This window comes from Pseudoalteromonas sp. JSTW, assembly GCF_013423925.1.
Lineage (GTDB): Bacteria > Pseudomonadota > Gammaproteobacteria > Enterobacterales > Alteromonadaceae > Pseudoalteromonas > Pseudoalteromonas lipolytica.
Genome location: NZ_CP058972.1, coordinates 2,299,925 through 2,319,460, shown reverse-complemented (window position 1 = coordinate 2,319,460; position 19,536 = coordinate 2,299,925). Strand labels below are relative to the sequence as shown.

Here is a 19,536-nt window from a genome sequence, read left to right as displayed (position 1 = left end):
TAGTATGCGTTACCTCTTGATTTATTGTTTCGCAGTTTTTGCTAGTTTTGGGTGTTTACAAGCAAAAGCTGATGAGACTATTTCATTTGAAGGCTCTCAATTTTCTCATTTCAAAAATGTGGGCCCTTTTAATTTCGAGATTATAGAGTCAGGAGGAACGCCCTCTCCTAATACTGGCCCAGCGACTGGAGCAAATGGTACAAATGGTTATGTTTATTTAGAAGCATCTAATGGAGCTGCTTACACAGCGGGTGATCAGGCTATCTTGTTAGCGGAAAATATCGATGCTGAGTCTATTGAATTTTATTATCATATGTTTGGAGATCATATCGGAAGTCTGTCTCTTCAAGCTAAGAAAAATGGTATTTGGGAAACAATAACTCTATTAGAGGGACCACAACAATATAGTAATACTGCCTCTTGGAAGTTTAGTTCTGTATCCTTAGCAGATTTTCCGAAGCCACTGAATATTCGATTTGTAGCTACAGCAGCAGGCGACTACAAGGGGGATATTGCACTAGACCAAATTACTTTTAAACAAAACAATACACCTTCATCTGCAATTATTGCAAACTTTGAAGACAACCTAGGTGTATTCTCGAATCAAACCCCTTTCTTGGTTAGCCGTTATCATGGAAAAACCCCAACAATCGATACAGGACCTTCGTCAGGGGCGAATGGTACTCAAACCTATGCATTTTTAGAGACTTCTGCTGGAGCAGCTAATTCAGCAGGCGACACAGGTATTTTAGAAGCAAATGTTACGGGCACTAAGCTTAGTTTTTATTTTTATATGTTTGGCTGGCAAATGGGGACTTTAAAAGTTAAAGCCTTCATTAATGGTCAGTGGCAAGTCTTATGGGAAAAGTCAGGAGAAGAGCAGGTTAGCCCTAATGAGCCTTGGCATAAAGTGTACTTAAAAAGCGAACATTATACAGCGATTCGATTCGAGTTTATAGCCAATGGCGGATACCTTGGTGATATGGCAATAGATGAAGTTGTGTTTGATCCGCCAGAATTTGGAGATCTAACAAACGACTTAGAGGGAGGGATAAATTGGAAAGATGAAGGTGACCATTATTGGTTAAGACAAGCAGGGAGTGCTCCAAGTTCTGGCACGGGCCCCTCTTCAGCCCATCAAGGGGAGTATTATGCATTATTTGAAACATCTTTAGGGGCCGCTTCTGAAGCTGGCGACACAGCAATATTAAAAAGCCCTGAGCTTAATAACGAAGAAGAAATTTGTTTTTGGTTTTATATGTTTGGTGCTGAAATCGGTACGTTATCACTTGAGTACACGAAAGATAATAGTAATTGGTTAAACCTATTCCAGATTTCAGGTCAACAGCATTTTACAAAATCAAGCAACTGGACGAATGCTTGTGCTTCTATTCCTGAAAACACAAAATACCTACGTTATAAAGCGATAGCAAATGGTGGATATAAAGGTGATATTGCTATTGATAACATAACAGTTAATAACTCTGATAATAATAAGGTTAACTTAAATACAAACTACATAGGCTATTATGAAGGAGATGATAAACAGGTAACTTTATCGACAGAAACCATACACAATGTGGTAGCTGTTTACTACATGGGGAATGACGGGGAGTGGAAAACCGCAGCTTATAACGGAAATAATAAATGGCTACTTGATTTTAACGATTTTGATTCATCTACAAATGTTCAAATAAAACTGGAGCTAGGTGATGGCTCTGTTTTTTATTATAGCACTTTAGTGGAAATAGAATACTTAGGAAAGAATAGGCCAGAAGAAGCATTTTCCAAAACTACAGAAGCAATACCTGATAATAGTACCTTCTCAAGTGCGTTAGCACCTAGCTTTGATAACACTGGTGCTTTAAAAGGGCAAGCAAGTGTGAATGGTGGAGCAGCGGCGTATCACATTCCAATTGAACTCCCGCCAGGTCGTGCCGGTATGCGGCCTAATGTATCGTTAAATTATTCTTCAAGAAGTGGCAATGGTATTGTTGGTGTTGGTTGGTCGCTGTCTGCGGGTTCTAGCATCTCTCGTTGTGCAGCTACTTATATACATGATGGTTTTGTTCAAAACGTACAATACAATTACAATGATAGATTATGTTTAGATGGACAGCGTCTAATTGCAACTTCTGGTAATTATGGGTTCTCAGGCACTGAATATCGGACTGAGATTGATTCTTTCGTTCGAGTAACACAAAACGGTTCTCTAAATGGAACTTCAACTTGGTTTAAAGTTGAATATAAAAATGGTCAAGTTGGGTATTTTGGTAAATCTGCCAACACTCGAGTCATTCATGATGGAAAAACTTCGGCGTATTCATGGCTGTTAGAGTACCAACATGATGCTACATCAAATAATTTTATCAATTTTTCATACTCAGAATTTGGTGCAGGTGAAAAGTTAATCAAAGAAATAAACTATACCGCTAGTTCTAGTACTGAGCCTGGTATGCAAAGTGTAGAGTTTGTTTACGAAAAAAGAAATGTAAGTAGTTTTTCATACATATCTGGCGGGAAAGCTACAGTTTCACAGCGCTTGGGTGAAATTAAAATTCAATCAAATAACATTACCCAATATTCTTATACATTAAATTATCTAGTAAGTGAACAATCTGACAACTTACAAGTTATCAATAAATGTTTTATCAATAGCTGCCAAAATCCGACAATCATTGAGTGGTCTGGAGAATTAGATAATTATAAATTAATGCCCCTTGGCACTGATACAACACCGTTTTTAATCCAGGATGCTGAATACCTTTCTCTTGAACTTCCTAGAGGAGATGTAAATGGGGATGGTGTAAGAGATTGGAAAAATATATTTATAAATGCTGAAGGTGAAGAAAATGGTTCTTTCTCTAATAATTTCGATCATTGTAGAGAAACTATTTATACAGGCCAATTAGTATGCTTGTCTGGCGATTTCAACTTAGATGGCTTTTCTGATGGTTGGAATGTTGTAAATAATTACCTCCAGATATCTTACACCAAAGGAAGTACCGTAAATACAGGTGTTTATATTCCTAGTAGTTCTACTATCGCTGCCACAAAGAATAGAATTGTAGATATAGCAGATTATAATGGGGACTCGTACCCAGATTTAATGGTATTTACTGCTGAACCTAATAATGTTGTTCTAAAACTTTATTTGCACTCTAAAAATCTCTCATCTCCATATCCCCAAGGGAGTGTTGTTTTTAATTATCCGACCTCAGGTAATTATCTAACCATGAACATAGAGTTTAATGGCGATATTACTGGTAACGGGCTGCCAGACTTAGTTGTTACTGACATGCAAGATCCGTCAGTTGAACAATATTTTGTACAGCCGGTTCCAGATAGGTTGTTAGCAAATATTTCAACTCCTTCAAATATTCAATTTGATACTATTGAACTCGACTTAGTTACCAATCCTAGCTATTTAAATCAAGTCTTTAGCTATTTTGCAGATGTAACAGGTGATTCCCTACCTGATTGGTTAGGGTGGCAATCTGGTTCATTTGTTTTACGTATAAACGAAGGGGGGGGAGCATTTTCTGCACCGCAAGATCTGGGGGTGTCAATTGTTCCTATTAGAAGGGCTCGACTAATGGTCAATGATGAGCCAAAGCTTCGCAATGAACCTCTGTTCGTCGGTGCTATTAAGGTATTTGACATTGATAATGATGGAAAAATGGAATTGCTTGTACCTGATGAACGCGTAGTAACTGGTTGCGCTACAGGGATAATGAATTTTCAATACCCATCTGGGGTCCAGGCTGAGACATGGTGTGGAAATGAAATTTATTATAATACTTGGAGTAATAGTGCATCAGGACCTGAATATTCAATAAATCCTAGAAATAACGACGATAGTCTCTACAAATTCAAGAAGTTCGATTTCAATTTTGATGAATATGGTGATGTAACTGTTAGGGCTAGTTCCACAGACTTAGTAGGTCATGCGTATGAATCTACTTTTCTAGATGTATTTGGGACTGGTTTACAAAGCTTTGTATTCTTGCATAGGAAGCGTAAATGGACTTTTCATCAAGATTCACAAAATGAATATTTTTCAGGGAAAGAACAAGATTATGGAGTATATGTTAACCGTAATTATGGAGTTAAAGACGGTAGTAGCAATTATGATTACTTGCCTACAAATCTTGTTAGTTCCATTACAAATGGCCTTGGTGTTGAAAGTCATTGGCAATATCTACCTTTAAGTTCAGGGCAAGGCGGTATAAATAGTGAAGTACCTCATTACCAACTTGGAGTTGAATATGATGCAGGTTACATAAATTTTGCTTCAAGCATGTATACGGTGTCTACTTTTAAACAAAGTAATGGATTGGGCACTTTAAATGAAAGTAAGTATTCATATAATGGGGCCGTATACAATATCCAAGGCCGTGGTTTTATGGGGTTTAAATCCATCGTTGAGGAAGATGTTTCGAAGGGGATTGTCACGCAATCAGACTTTAATCAGGTGTTCCCTTATCATGGCAAACTGATTCGCCAAGCTATCTTTGCCAGTGAAGACTTTGAGGTGCATGATTTACTAGGGTCAGCAACAACGGAAATCGATGCGTTAAGCTATAAAGAGATTATTTGGAAAGACAATCCAAGCCACTCAATTTCCGATGTATATAGTGTGTATCCTGAAACATCAACAACGATTAGTCGATTGCCTGATACGGATAAAGTGTATGCTCATTCATCGACTAAACCGCAAGTTTCAACCACGATTAAACAGATCACTGATATAGACCAGTTCGGTAATGTTAGATTGAGTCATAATGAAATCACTGATGCGTGGGGAAAGTATAAAACGTCAGAGAGTTACACATTTGTTCACGATGAAAATAACTGGTGGCTTGATAAATTAACTAATAAGACGGTGACGAGACACACGGTTACCAGTCGTAATGAAAGCGACCCTGCTTTAAACATTACAGGCTCGGACTCACAAACAACCAGTAACTATGTCTATAGTGACTTTCATGCAAATAGACAGGCCCGCAATATTGTTGTGACAGGTCAAAGTGCTGGAGCTTCTTCAGGCCGAGGTAGTACAACGGTCATAGCTTTCAATGACTATGGTTTACCAACACAGGTAAGCCAAACAGCACAGGTGCGTAATGGCAGTGGTAATTGGGTTAATCAAACGCGCTCCACATCGACAAGCTATTCTAAAAATGGCTCGTTGGTAGCGGCGGATGGTTATTTCCCTTATGAGCAGAAAAATGCCAAGAATCATATTACGTATACTGAAGTTGACCCTGCAACAGGACAAATCACTGAATCGAGACTACAACTGAGTGGGAGTAGTTACCTTACAAGCACTTATACCTATGATGATTACAACCGTCCATATAGTAGTCAAACGGATGGCCAACCGATTGTTTATACCGCTTTACAATCACCGGATGAGCAAGCACCAAACAATGCGGTGTTGCAAATTGTTAAAGTCAGTGCTGGCATGCCGACACAAAAAGTTTATCAAGATAAGCTAGGCCGTGTACTGCGTACCGCTGTGGAGGACTTTAACGGCGACTGGGTGTTCACTGATGTTACCTACAATGAAAAAGGTTACAAAACCTTTGAATCTGTCCCTTATAAAGAAGGTGATATATCTTATGGTGTGAGTTACACCAGTTATGATGTGCTTGGTCGTTTAACAGAAAAAGTAACGAATCAACAATGCGGTGATATGACAACAAGTTACGCTTATTCAGGATTAAAAACCGATATCACAGTCTCTGAAGATTGCGAGAGTAAAATACTTGATATGTCACGTACATACAATAGCTTAAAGCAGTTGATGGAGACGGTGGATGCCAATGATGGGGTGACGCGTTACAGTTATAATAGCCAAGGCTTGCCCATTGTTATTCAAGATGCAAATGGCAATAATATCATAGCGAAGTACAATGCTTTTGGTCGTAAAACGCAAGTGAATGACCCAAATCAAGGTGTGACGAATTTTGAGTACAATGGCTTTGGTGAGTTGCAAAGAGAGGCACGTGTTAACAGTAAAACACTCACGTATGTCACCGATGTATTAGGCCGTGTGACCAGTCGTACAGCCACAGGTGAAAATACACTCACTTATACCTATGATGGGGCAACCTATGGGTTAGGGCAGTTAAATCAAGCTTCAGGCAATGGCATTACTAAAACATTTGGTTTTGACAACCGCGGCCGTCCGACTACACAAACCATAAACGGTGATAGTAAATCCTTTACAACCACTACATTTTATGATGCTAATTATGGTCGTGTGAAAGGCTTGCGCTACCCGAATAATCTCACTATTGAATATGGTTACACAGACTCTGGTTACCAAAAAAGCGTGAAAAATGCCGCCAGTAGTTATGTGTATAAAACCATTACCGACCAAGACGTATTTGGTAATATCACCTCAGCTAACCTAGGTAATGGCACGTCAGAAACCGTATCGTATAGCAATGTTAATGGCCAAATGTTGTTAAAAGCGGTAGCCAAAGGCAGTAACAATCTGATGAATATCAGTTACCAAAGTTACGATGGCTTTGGTAACTTAACCCAAGTTGATGTGACCACAGGCAATGTGGGGATTGACCAACATCAATTTATCGAAACTTATGAGTATGATAACTTGCATCGCCTAGAGCGTAACTTGGTGGATGGCTATGAAGTTGTTAGTTACAGTTATGATGCAGTAGGTAACTTGTTATCTAAATCTGATTACGCAACCCAATACGATTACTCAACTGGTTCAACAGGTGGGCCAAACGCCGTAAAGCGTGTGTATCGCGGTGGTTGGAAGTTATTTGGTTACGATACCCGTGGTAACATGACTAGTGGGGATGGTTTAATCAGCGCCACATATAACGCAATGGATAAACCGACACAAATAGTCAAAGCAGGTAAAACTCTTAATTTTACCTATGGCCCACAACATATGCGCTTTAAGCAGGTCAATGGCAGTGTAACCACCTTTTACAATGATAAACTGTATGAAGAGGAAGTTAGCGGAACAAAAACTACATGGCGTGCTTATGTTGATGACATTGCAGTGATTAGCCAAACTACGGGAGAAGGCGCCACAATTCGTTATACGCATCGTGACCGTTTAAACAGTGCAAGAATATTTACCGACCACAATGGCTATGTCACTGCCCAGCGTAACTTCGACCCATTTGGCAAACCACGCTTGGCAAGTGGTGACCTAATGACGTATGGTAATTCAAAACTCGATGACTTAGATGAGGCCAAAACACGCCGTGGCTTTACTGACCATGAGCATTTGGATGATGTTGAGTTAATTCATATGAACGGTCGGGTGTACGATTATAACCTTGGTCGGTTTATGTCGGTAGACCCCGTTATTCAAAGCCCAACAAATAGCCAGAGTATTAACCCTTATTCTTACATAATGAATAACCCGCTCAGTGGCACTGACCCTACAGGGTATGCAAGTTGTAGTGCGGATGATGCTGCAAGTTGCCAAGAGGTTGCAGAAAACCTTGGGAAAGGTGAAAAAGCGGATATTACGCAGAAGCAATCTGTCACAGGTTCTCGCATAAAACGCGATGTGAAAGTCGGCACGATGACAGGTAATGGTAATGGCACGGTTAATATTCAGATAGGTAATATGTCTGCAACAGCCGATATAGGCGCACCATCAACAACTGCAAAAGGTAATAATAGCTCTGGTAGAGATTTATATGCTTGTACAAATTGTTTTGGCGGTAGTAATTCTATAGATGGTGTTGATATGCCAGAAGTTATTGATGAATATTGGCGAGAAAGAAGGGATGGTGAGAATGGATATCCATCTACTGAGTATTTAGGTTCAAGAGAGCTGCATCATGAAGGTCTTTATGATGGCGATTCTGAGATTCTTGCAAGCGGAGCCTTTGAAACTTATCTAAATGAGAATCCCAGATTAGGGCTTTCATACAATTATGACCTTCCTGACGCATGGCGCATGAGGATGCCAAATATAGTGTTTGCTCCAGAGGTGAAAGTAAATGTGTACAATGTTTATGTGAACTGGAGTATTGAAAAAACGCCAATATTAGATGTTAAAATCTATAGGCAAAAGATTAGAATGTCTTCCTATAGTAATGATCGTAAAAGAACTTTTGTTGAAACTCGTTGGAAGTATACAAAAGAGGTGCAGCAAGTTGATTCAAAAATCCAATATTTTGAATCGAGACGAAGGGGTGGAGTTAACCAAGTTCAAAGTTGGCCGATAGTCCCATAAACAGGAAAACACATGAAGATATTTAAAATTTGCATAACATGCGGTATTTGGCTGCTATCTGCATGCAGCTCATATGCAGACGATGGTAATTGGCAGTGGAAACTCGAAATTGAAAAGACAATTGGGCATGCTGACAACTCGGTTCAGAACATGGAAATTGGCTCATATTGGAATAAAAACTACAGAGAAGCTGTGTTCTCTGTTTCAAATTTAATTTCCAATGGTTGGTCCAGTGAAGGTTTTGATGCTGATTTATATAATTCTATATTGTTAGAGGTATGGAGGAACACTAAGCATGTACGTGTATTAGATGATCACTTAATTCGATTAGCTGCTATGAAATGGAGAATTAATCTTAAAAATAAATGTTTTGATAGTGGAGTGGATCTGAGTATTGCACGAAAATATTTTATGGAGATGATCAGTTCGAATGAAAATATCTTAAAAAACTCAGCTATAACCGGGCTTGGAATGATTGGTGAAAAAAATGATGTTGATACGTTAATAGCGATATTAATTGATAATCAAGATAGTTTTATAGGTAAAACAGCATTAAATTCACTCTTACTTATTGATGACAAATACATGCTAGAATCACTTAGAGCAAGTTTGAATCAAGTTTCAAATAAGTCAATCAAGAATCAGATTCAACAAGAAATAAGTTACAATAGAGTTTATGAAAATGAATGCAGTAACTAAGCTTTAGGTTTACAAGCCGTTACTTGATTTTGATCCGATTGTTATCTGTGCAACCCTAAACCACAGCTAAAGTAACCTTAATTGAGTCCAAAGCCTCATAGTCGGGGCTTTGTTTTATATCAAATTAAATTAAATATATCTGTTTATTGGCATATCTTTCTATTCATGTATAGTGTGACTATATGCAGTGAAAAGGGAATTACCCATTAATTAATTTATTGATAATTATCATAAAATTTATGGAAAAGACGATAATAATGACGGTTCAGTTTAGTGAAATTAATGATCCTAAATCTTGGGAAACTTATTTTAAATCTTTGCTTAAATATCGTTACGGTCAAGAAAACGTATTTGATATCCCTGATCAAAATGAAGGGGACTGGGGAGTAGAATGTTACACTGCGTGTGGAAAAGTATTCCAATGCTATTTTCCAGACAAAAATCACTCAGTAACAAAGCTTTATGAAAGTCAAAGAGACAAAATCAATAATGATTTGAAGAAGTTGACTGCGACCAATGCTGAGATTTGGCAAGAGATTTTTGACAATCATGGAATAAAAGTTAAGTCTTGGGTTCTAGCTACACCGCGTTATACTAATAAATTACTCGCTCAATATATTGCGAAGAAAACTAGTGAAGTCAGGGATCTAGAGTTGAATTTTGTTGATGATGACTTTAGGGTTTCGGTACAAACAGATGAAGACTATCCGGTAGAAAAGCAACATTTGATAAACTGCTTTACTCAAATAAAAATAGATGTTGATGATATTTCTGATTCTGACTTAGCTGAGTGGATTAGTGAACAAGTTGGCTTTTTAGCCGACTTACATCCTAAATTAGAGATATTAGCTGATGGTGATTTAAAAGAAATAGATAATCAAAAGTTAGCAATCTCAAACCTTTATTTGACTTACCAAAACATGCTGGACATCTTAGAACGGGATTATCCACAGATACACTTGTCAGTCATTGATTGCGTAAATGCACGCAAACAAAAACTCAAACAGAGAATTTCTTTGTTCGCCAGAGGTAAAGCTCCGGCAGAAATTCTAGAAGAAAATCTTAAGCAACTTGAAAATGACTTAGCTGAAATAATGCCTAATTTTTTTGGTGGTACTCGTTCAGATATGTGTGCAGGAGTTATCGCTGGTTGGTTAATAGAATGCCCCTTGAGGTTTTAAAATGGATTTGAAACAACTGGTTACTAAAAAACCATTCTATATCAGTGAAAGAAAGGAGTTTATTTCATGTGATTTAAGGCCAAATTGGCGGATCTCGTTATTACTTCTCATTTTACGTTTAGTTGGAAGAGGGAGTAAAGCTTCTAGAAACAAGATACACATTGTTAATTGGGCATTGAAAAATGAAGAACATGCTCAAAGCTATCTTGCGTATATAGAAAATGGACAGGGAAAACGCCCTTTTATAAATTTAGATCCGACAATGGATAAGGCCATAGATTATGCCCTGTACTCCAAGTTGCTTAGTATAGAAAACAACAGAGTGTCACTGACTGAAGATGGTATCAAAATAGCTAACAAATTAAAGAAAGCTGATGTTTTTAATAGTGAAAAAAGAGTTTTGGAAAAATTAAAACAGGCGTTAACTGAAGATAAAGTAAAAAAAGCGCTTGAAGGGAAGTAAATATGTCATTGAGTTTAAAGCGTCTGCTTGTAAAAATTAAAGCAATGGATGGTGGCCCATTCGGTTTAGATATTACCTTCGAACAAGGGCTAGTTGTAATACGATTGGATAACACTCATGGTAAATCAACGTGTTTAAACTCCATTGCTTACGCTTTAGGTATGGAAAAAGGTATTGGGGCTACGAGTCGTTTTCCGTTTACTCCTGTTATGAATAAAACATTGGTTTTTGACGGAGAAAGCTATTCAGTTGTAAGTTCCGAAGTGTTTTTGCAAATATCAAATGGTACTGAAGAATACACTTTACAACGGGATATTCATGCGTTTGATTGCGATACAAATATAATAAAAGTTCAGCAAGGAAGTATTGATAATTTTTCCCCTGTATTAAGTGAAAAGTACTATATAAATAAAGTTAACGACACGAGCAGTAAAAAAGGATTTTATGCTTGGTTATGTAAATTCATTGGTTGGAAATTACCAACCGTGCCCAAAACGGATGGTGGCGAAAGCTTACTATATCCGTCCACTATTTTCCCGTTATTGTTCGTAGAGCAAAAGCGAGGCTGGACAGGGATTCAATCTACCCTACCTTATTATTTTAAAATCAAAGATGTTAGAAAACGTGCTATTGAATTCATAATGGAATTAGGTGTTCATGATCTTTTAGTTAAAAAGCAAAAATTAAAAATGAAGAACGACAATTTGCTGGGACATTGGCATCAATGGTATATGCAGCTCAGCAATAAAGCTAAGTTAGTTAGGGGTGAAGTCGTTGGTTTAAAAAAACATCCTCACAAAGAGTTCTCGCAATATCTGATTGAAATTGAGATAGCTGTTGATAAAAAAAGAGTTTTATTGGATGACTTGCTAGTAACTAAACAAAAAGCATTGGATGAGGCAAAAAGTAAGCGGGTTAAAGAAAGTGGGAATGACTTTGATGTGTCACGCGTGAAATCGCAGATTGTGGATAAAGAAATAAAACAGCAAGTCACCCAAGATAATTTTGACGAAGCAAGTCAAAAACTTCAGTTTCTGGCAACTAATGTATCTTCCGTTAGCACTCGACTGCGTTCACTTAACGAAAATAAGCGAAAATATGAGGACCTTAAAAAAGTCAACGAATTAGCTTTATTTGACGGTCTTAGCATCGATGAAGGAAGTTGCCCAGCGTGTGAACAACCTGTTGCCGATGCTCTATTACCAAATATTGTCGAGCATGATGTAATGTCGGCAGATGAAAGCTTGGAGTACTTAAAAAATCAAATTAAAACTTTTACTTTTATTCTTGATAACTCGACACAAGAGTTTGAGAAACAACAGCAACTTGTTAATGAAATTAGAAATGATTTATTTGAATGCAAAGCTGAAATACGTAGGTTAAAAGAAAGCATAACTGATGTAAGTAAAACTAACTTAGAAGAGTTTATTCGTGAAGAAGTAAAGCTTGAAGAGCAAATTAAACTGCTTGAAGAAGTAAGGGTTTTTAGAGAGCAGGTTAAGGAAAAAGTAACTACACTTCACCGGGAAATTACTTCTACTGAAAAATCAATTAACAACATTCCTAAAGATGGCTTAACAAAGTTAGATAAGAGAAAACTATTCAGGTTGAGAGATATTTTGATAACACACGAGAAAGAGTATGGCTTTAGTAGCTTTTCGCCTAATGATCTAAATATTTCTTTTGATTCATATTTACCAACACTCGAAAATTATGACTTAGGTTTTGATACTTCTGCTAGTGATGGTATTAGAATTATTTGGGGGTACTTGATGAGTATGTTAGAACTATCACGTGAATATGAAATGAATCACCCCGGACTGTTAATTTTTGATGAGCCAAGACAACAAGATGCAGACCCTGTGAGTTTTAGTTCTTTGTTAAAGAAAGCGTCAGAGACTAAGAAACATAACCAGCAAGTCATTTTAGCAACATCTGAAAAAACAGAGCCATTGAAGAAGGCAACTGTGGGCTTAGACTACAAGCTAATTGACTTAACTGAAAGTGGTGAAAAAATAATGCGCCCATTGAATTAGCCTTTGTTCTCAAAGCCAGTGGAAGCGAGGTTTGCCCATCGAGCTTAATTTGCCATAGATGAGAAATGATTTAACGACCTGATTTGTTCAGGACTAAAACCATGTCTTAATAATTCGAAATCATCAATGTCAATTTTTGCTTGTTTGTTATTACCATTGCCAATAAGTTGATAAAGGCTTCCCGTAGCAGTGGTTACTAATCGAGAGTCGAGGTTGATTTTAATTATCCTAGATGTGCATACATAGTTGCCTTTGTAAAAACGACAAGTAGAATCATCAACCACAGTTCCCCAAAGCACTTTACCAATTAATTTCTCTCCGTCCATTACCGAGACAATTTGCCAGTTTGAAATAACGGTATTCATGAGCGAATCTCTTTAAAGAATTTAAGTTCATGATAGGAAATATCGAGTTAAAAATATAACGAAAGCGTGGATCTAATCTCGACTTTTTTCATAACTAGGCATTTGTATTTTTTAATATGATAAGCTCATAGTGGGCACTGCTATCTTCTCAACTAATTAATAAAACGATAATTATTAGTAAAAACCGCTATTTAAATTGTCAAAAAGCCACTGCGCTATTTTTGGGGGGACTAGTTGGGCCATTCAACTATTAACCGTAGTGCTGGCTAGCGCTAATCGCAACGTAGCTACTGTGTCTTGCTTCGTAGAAAAGTGTGGACCGTAATATGCAAGTGAGTATTACGTGAAAAATAGCTAGTCGATTCAATTAAGGTTCGTCTAGAAACGATTAAGACTAGCTCATTTTACGATTAATATTTGGGCTGAAGATATTTATTGGAAAATTAAAAAACATCAAACCAAATAGCGTGTTGAGATTTTTAGATTGAGGTTATAGCTGTTTCATCTTTTGCTAAAAATAAGAGTTGTTGACGTAAGGTAAGGTTTGCTGAGTTGGCTTTTTCTACGTGTTTATTTATTTTATTTAGTATATGTAGCAACTCTTCTTCACTGTCTATTTCTGATATAAATTGAGGCAACGGTGGTGAGCCATATTCTTTAATATGTGCCCTCAAAAAATTAAATATCACCCATACAAACTGAGAGCGATATCGAACAGAAAAAGTCTTTAAAAACGCTTCAAACAGATTCTTTAGACAATCATTCGTTGGTCTTTTTTCATACATATTAATGTAGTGCATGGACAAAAAGGCTGATAAGCCATCGAGCGAATGAATGTGTTCTAACTCGGCTTCGCTAAACTTAGAGCGAATACTACGGTTAATATATCTGTCAATTAATGTAAGTAGCGTGGAGTGTTGGATTGCTGGTCCACAGTAATGATTGTAAAAATGCGCAGGTTTTGATCTCAAATGTCTTCTTCGTAAGGTAAATATAAAGTGCCAAAACGGATGTTCAAGTATTGATTTTGTGTTAGGGAAATATGCTTCAATACTATTAACTTTATGTAGCCATGTTACAGGACATGTCTTGATAGCCAAATACCAAAAGTTACTTTTTTCTTCCTTAGCTGCCTCAACCTCTCGCCCCTCAACTTTTTTCAACTCTTTCAATAAATCCGCCACATTAATGACTGTCAAACGGAACATTATTTCGCGTATCCAAATATTGGTGATCACAAGCCTAATTGGTTTCGGATACGATTTATAAGTTAAAAGTTCCATTTAAAGCCCTTAAATAATCAAATGGTTAGCTTCAGATCGGAAATCCTCTCTAATTACCGCCAATGACGTATTTGAAAGTATAGCCTAGTCTGACTCTGTTACAGCAGATTCCTACCTAACGGAGAAATAAATGAAAAAAGAGGAGGAGATAAAAAAGTTGGCAGAGCAACTCGAAAAAGATCTTTTGCAAATGTATGGCTCACCCTTGTTATCAGGGGATGACTTAAAAAAAGCAATGGGATATCGAAGTGTTGATGCTTTACGGCAAGCTATTGCAAGGAAAACAGTGCCTGTAAATGTGTTTAGCTTAAAAAATAGGCGAGGAAAATACGCATTAATCAAGGACATTGCTTTGTGGCTAGCAAAACAATCTATTGAGACAAGTAAGGAGGAAAAACACCCAGAATAAAACCTAAGAGATTAATTTCATCGGGCGTAGAAATGAAAAAACCTCAAAGATATGACGGTCCAGAGGCTTTTCATTAATTGTTGTCGTTTTCTATCGACACAACAATATTAGTACAAGCCTAAATTTATGCAAGCTTCAGTTGTTGCTTGTGTAGCTTGTTGCGCCCTTCATTAAAAAATGGAGGCTAATATGCTTACGAAGAATCAACGCTGGAAAATTGCTTGGCTGTCTGAAACAACGGGGTTGAGCAATGAAGCTATCGCACGAACAGTTGGTTGTAGCAAAGAAACTGTGCGAACTACAAAGGCATTAATTACTGAACTTGGTCTTACGAGTACCAAGATAGAGATGACACCAACGGATGAGCTAAATGCTGAGATGTTTCCCAATTATCCTTATCGCAACACAAATAAGGTTTTACCTGATTTTGTAGAGTTAGATAAAAAAATGGCTGATGATGATACCTACACTATTTTTAAAGGTTGGACGATTTACAAAAAGCAGAATGAAGGCAAAAACGTGTTAGAGCTGTCACAGTACTATGCACGTTATCGCAAACATCGAAAAGCTTCAGGCTTGAGTTATCGTAAAGATGAGAAGCCCGGAGAAAACATGTACATAGATTACGCAGGTAAAACTGGGCGTGTTTTTACTAAAAAGTTGGGGAATGGAGAAGTCGCCAATATTTTTGTGAGTAACATTGGTAAGTCTCAACGAATTTTCATGTATGCAACGCCCGGACAAACCACTAGAGATTGGCTTGAAGCCACGGAAGAAACTTATATTTATCACGGTGGTGTACCCAACGTAACGATACCAGACAATCCCAAAGCTATCGTGGTGAATGCAGTTAAGCCAAAAGTTCTGCAAGTTAATATTGAAGAGTTTGGTAAACATTACAATGTCGCTTTTATACCAACGCGTACTTATAAGCCGAAAGACAAGGGCGTAACGGAAGGAACTAACCCGTTTATATACTCTCGTGTTCTTTCTGACTTGCGTGAAATGAAGTTCTTCAGTTTTAAAGAACTAAATGCTCATTTGCGTGAAAAGTCTGACGAGCTGAATAACATGAAATTTCAGAAGTTTAGCGTTAGTCGCAATGATTTGTTTTATAAATGGGATCAACCAGCACTGGGTCCATTAGCTAAGACTAGATACCCTTTTATCGAAACATATCAACGACTAAGTACTCGTAATGAATATGACGTTCTCGTAGATGAACACTTTTATGGTGTTCCACATCAATATCGGAACAAAATGGTTGATGTGCATCTTACCAAAGATGAAGTGCTGATTTACTACGATATGATTTTGATCGCAAAACATAAGCGTAGCTTTGTAACGAAAGGGATCACTCGCAAGTCAGAGCATCTGCATCCTAGCCACGATTGGTTTGAGGATAAGCCTTTAGCATTTTTCTGGGGTTGGGCTGAGCAATTTGGCTCGGCAGCTCAACAAGTTATGGCTATTCAATTTGAAAGCAAACGTGAGAGATCTTATGAAGCTAACCGAGCGTGCAGAGATATACAGGAATACTATCTAAAGTTTGGCTTATCTTCTGAAGCTTTTGAGCAGGTTTGTCAGTTTGCAATTTCCTACCATCAAACTAGCCCTTCATATATTCATAACATCATGAAAAGCAAGATTTATTTGGACGAAGAAGTATTAGGTCTTCATCCACAAATCAATCATGAGAATTTACGTGGCAGTAATTACTATTCTCTAGATAACGGAGACCAAGGCAATGTTCACTAAAAAATTAGCAAGCTTATGTAACTTACTCAAGCTAAACGCGATTAAAGAGTATATTGGACCCGTATTTAAAAAATATGGCATCGACATTAACCAAGCCATGCTTGCGCTTGAAGAATTGTTTGGGTATCAGGTTCAAGAAAATGATATTGCGAAGCAACTTAGAAGCCGTAAAGCAGCGCAGTTACGATTTCCAAACTCCATGTTGGAGAATATCGATTTCGGCCTTAAAAAAGGATTAAACCCAGCAATTGTAAAGCGATTGGCGAAAGGTGATTGGGTGAAGGAATGCGCACACCTGATTTTCATTGGACCAACGGGCACAATGAAAACGACCCTTGCATGTGCTTTTGCAAATGCATTAATAGTGCGCGGCTATAAAGTCCGCTTTTATACATTATTTGACTTGCTAGAAGCATTGAAAATTGAGGACGACAAAGAGGATCGCAATTACCTCAAACGATTTCTTCGTAAATTAAAATCTATCGATGTTCTCGTGATCGATGATTGGGCTTTGTTTCCCCTAAAAACAAGTCAGCGCAGATTGCTTTTTGAAGTCATCCAGCAAAGAGAGGATAAGGGTTCATTAATAATTACGTCCCAATATCCACCTAATAAATGGCATGAAGCTATCGGTGACGGCACAACCGCTGATGCAGTCTTAGATCGTATTGTGCATTGCTCGAATACGTTTAATTTTAGTGATGAAGAATCTGTCCGTAAGTTACTAGGCCAGAAAAACGGAGGTGTTTATGTTAAACATTAATCGTTCACCTGAAATAAATGCCGTGGATTCATCTATTGATCTAAACATTAATCACTCTTGCTCCAATTTCTTAAATTTGGAACATATGGTTTTTACTGCAAGCAATGAGCAAGATTCAACGGCTGTGGCGTTACGATGTGATGTACCATTAGATGCTATTGAGTTAGATTCGTATGGCTATCAACACGTTTTTTATGAAAGTGATAACGATGTTTGTGAGGAGACATTGATAGCGCTCAAAAAGCTGGGGATCGATGTTGTTGTTTATTTCAGTGATGTCTTTGGTCCAAACTTTAATGTTGTTAAGTTGGAACAATATGCCAAGCGTTTTAATATAAAACTGTGTCATGTAGTGCTGCCATTTTGTCCTAGTGGAATGGTAGATTGGGATGACTCTCAATGGCGAATTTTTGATGCACGACTGTCAATTGCAATAAGTAAAGTTATATCTGGTAGCACTCAAAATTTGAAGTTGAATGGAGGGCAGCACCATGCAACCTTCCATTAATAACGATTGGTTAACATACAGCCCTTCGACACTTATTAGTCATGACAGTGAACTGCATTATGCAGATAAGCTCTTAGCCTTTTACCAAAAGGCGCTATATGAAACACCCAGAGCACTCAAGTTCGTAACTCAAGACTTAGGGTTAAGCGATGAAAGTTTACTTGCCAAGTTCTCTGTTGGCTTTTGTGACCGCAAGTTTCCAATAGAATTACCCTCAACTGATACGCTGGAAGGTGAAATGGCACGAGGATTCTATGAACGGCTAGGTATCATCAATGGATTGACAGGTCATGAAGCTTTTCGAGGCATGATATTCGTACCGCTGTTTGACAACAATGGAGAGCTAATTGGTGGTTATGGTCAGCGCATTGAAAAATACCCGCTATCACAGCGAGGCGACACGTTATGGAGTTTAGCGCATGGTGTTGATGGTTACTTCTTTAATCAGCAAATACTAGGGTCATATAACCAAATTGTGCTTTGTGAGTCACCGTTTGATGTACTGAGCTTTAATCTTGGTGGTGTTATTAACGCAATCAGTTTACTTGATTTCACTTATTTTGATGACGAGCATTTATGCCAGTTGCTGGAGCATAATGTGCGAGAAGTGACATTGGCATTTTCGCGCACACCACGAGGTGACCGTTATGTTGCGCATGTGCGCAGAAAGTTGCTGGAAGTAGATATCAAAGTCAAGAAACTGGAAATGGTGGTGGGCGAGAGTGTGAATAGTTTATGGGCACAGTCACAGCGCTTTGGGTTTGTGCTCAGTGAGTTAAATGGTCATCAACGATGCCACAAAAATTATCACTAATTGCAGCCCTGCAACAATACATAGAGCAGTGCCAACTTGATGAGCTGTCGCCTCGGACAATTGAAGGCAAGAAGTCGAATCTTCAATTGTTTGTGAAGTGGTATATCGTCAATGTTGGCCTGTTTGTTTCTGATTTGAGTGTGGAGGGTATTAAGCAGTTTATGAAATACCTCCACACCTATCATGACTCACAATCTAATAAATTGATTGGGAAAGCGACAAGACGAAATAAAGTCACAGCGGTCCGTATGTTTTGTCTATTTCTCTATCGCAATGAACTGATAGAAGTAAACCTTGCAGAAAAGGTGCAAACGCCAAAGGCAGGTAAAAACATCACACAAGCAGTCTTACAGCCTGATGAAGTTGCTGCCATTGCCACCCAAACCGCATATCGAGGTGAAAAAGGTGTTCGTGATGCTGCGATGTTAGCGGTGTTTTACTCGTGTGGCCTAAGACGAGTTGATGTTACTAACATTAAGCTCAATGGTATAAGTGTGGAGGCCAAGTTGTTGTTTATTCCTAATGGTAAAGGCGATAAAGACCGAGTTGTGCCCATAGCACAGGAGGCGCTTGATTTAGTGCTTCACTATAAAAAAGAATTTCGCCCAAAGCTGGTTAACTTTGAGTCAGGTGATTATTTGTTTTTGGACGATAAGGGCAAACAGTTGCGTGGTCATCAAGTCACCCGCTTGGTGAACCGATATAAACACCGAGCAGGCGTTTCAAAGAAAGGTGCCAGCAACCTATATCGCCACACCACAGCGACAACCTTATTAGATAACGGTGCCGACTTGCTGACCGTTAAAAGCATACTGGGACATGCAAGCTTAAGTACAACGGAAGTTTATACCCATATAGCAGTTCGGAAAATGAGTGATGATTATCAGAAGTTTCATCCAGCGGTTAATAACCCGAATTTATATACCCCGTTCAACCACCCACTTCAAAAGTAGAAGGTGTGTAAATATTGTCTGATCTATTTGCTGATTAGATAAATGATTAGCTAATTGGTCTATTG

At 38.0% G+C, this 19,536-nt stretch carries 13 protein-coding genes; 11 read left to right on the top strand and 2 right to left on the bottom strand.

The genetic code is table 11. The annotated features are described in order from the left end of the window. Nucleotides 1-4 precede the first annotated feature (4 nt). The 5 genes from GZH31_RS10605 (at nucleotide 5) to GZH31_RS10585 (ending at nucleotide 12,618) form a co-directional block, all read left to right on the top strand. A complete protein-coding gene (locus tag GZH31_RS10605) occupies nucleotides 5-8,239 on the top strand; it encodes a SpvB/TcaC N-terminal domain-containing protein (RefSeq protein WP_180310963.1) in 8,235 nt (2,744 codons plus the stop codon). Nucleotides 8,240-8,251: 12 nt separating this feature from the next. After that, entirely contained in the window at nucleotides 8,252-8,938 is a 687-nt protein-coding gene (locus tag GZH31_RS10600) for a hypothetical protein (protein ID WP_180310962.1), read from the top strand. Between the two features lie 239 nt (nucleotides 8,939-9,177). Then, complete coding sequence (locus GZH31_RS10595) at nucleotides 9,178-10,119, top strand: hypothetical protein (RefSeq protein WP_180310961.1); 942 nt, start codon at nucleotides 9,178-9,180, stop codon at nucleotides 10,117-10,119. Between the two features lies 1 nt (nucleotide 10,120). Continuing rightward, nucleotides 10,121-10,582, top strand: a complete 462-nt coding sequence (locus GZH31_RS10590; protein ID WP_180310960.1) for a hypothetical protein — start codon at nucleotides 10,121-10,123, stop codon at nucleotides 10,580-10,582. Between the two features lie 2 nt (nucleotides 10,583-10,584). Then, nucleotides 10,585-12,618, top strand: a complete 2,034-nt coding sequence (locus tag GZH31_RS10585; protein WP_180310959.1) for a hypothetical protein — start codon at nucleotides 10,585-10,587, stop codon at nucleotides 12,616-12,618. Nucleotides 12,619-12,662: 44 nt separating this feature from the next. Here the strand turns inward: GZH31_RS10585 and GZH31_RS10580 are convergent, their stop codons facing one another. Together GZH31_RS10580 and GZH31_RS10575 are read right to left on the bottom strand one after the other, a co-directional pair. Continuing rightward, on the bottom strand, nucleotides 12,663-12,983 hold the full coding sequence (locus tag GZH31_RS10580; RefSeq protein WP_180310958.1) for a hypothetical protein: 321 nt from the start codon (nucleotides 12,981-12,983) through the stop codon (nucleotides 12,663-12,665). A 479-nt stretch (nucleotides 12,984-13,462) separates the two neighbouring features. Then, nucleotides 13,463-14,266 carry a hypothetical protein gene (locus tag GZH31_RS10575; protein ID WP_180310957.1) on the bottom strand — a complete coding sequence of 268 codons (804 nt, stop codon included), beginning with the start codon at nucleotides 14,264-14,266 and terminating at the stop codon, nucleotides 13,463-13,465. Nucleotides 14,267-14,396: 130 nt separating this feature from the next. Between GZH31_RS10575 and GZH31_RS10570 the strand changes: the two genes are divergently transcribed. From GZH31_RS10570 to GZH31_RS10545, 6 genes are all read left to right on the top strand, one after another. Then, nucleotides 14,397-14,675: a hypothetical protein gene (locus GZH31_RS10570; RefSeq protein ID WP_180310956.1), complete on the top strand. Its 279-nt coding sequence runs from the start codon at nucleotides 14,397-14,399 to the stop codon at nucleotides 14,673-14,675. Nucleotides 14,676-14,864: 189 nt separating this feature from the next. Further along, on the top strand, nucleotides 14,865-16,433 hold the full coding sequence (locus tag GZH31_RS10565; protein WP_180310955.1) for a DDE-type integrase/transposase/recombinase: 1,569 nt from the start codon (nucleotides 14,865-14,867) through the stop codon (nucleotides 16,431-16,433). Then, a complete protein-coding gene (locus GZH31_RS10560; protein WP_180310954.1) occupies nucleotides 16,423-17,196 on the top strand; it encodes an ATP-binding protein in 774 nt (257 codons plus the stop codon). The genes GZH31_RS10565 and GZH31_RS10560 overlap by 11 nt, the downstream gene beginning before the upstream one ends. Further along, complete coding sequence (locus tag GZH31_RS10555) at nucleotides 17,183-17,704, top strand: hypothetical protein (protein WP_180310953.1); 522 nt, start codon at nucleotides 17,183-17,185, stop codon at nucleotides 17,702-17,704. Before GZH31_RS10560 ends, GZH31_RS10555 begins: the two co-directional genes overlap by 14 nt. Then, nucleotides 17,688-18,518: a toprim domain-containing protein gene (locus tag GZH31_RS10550; protein WP_180310952.1), complete on the top strand. Its 831-nt coding sequence runs from the start codon at nucleotides 17,688-17,690 to the stop codon at nucleotides 18,516-18,518. The genes GZH31_RS10555 and GZH31_RS10550 overlap by 17 nt, the downstream gene beginning before the upstream one ends. Continuing rightward, nucleotides 18,497-19,471: a tyrosine-type recombinase/integrase gene (locus GZH31_RS10545; protein WP_180310951.1), complete on the top strand. Its 975-nt coding sequence runs from the start codon at nucleotides 18,497-18,499 to the stop codon at nucleotides 19,469-19,471. The genes GZH31_RS10550 and GZH31_RS10545 overlap by 22 nt, the downstream gene beginning before the upstream one ends. Nucleotides 19,472-19,536: the final 65 nt, after the last annotated feature.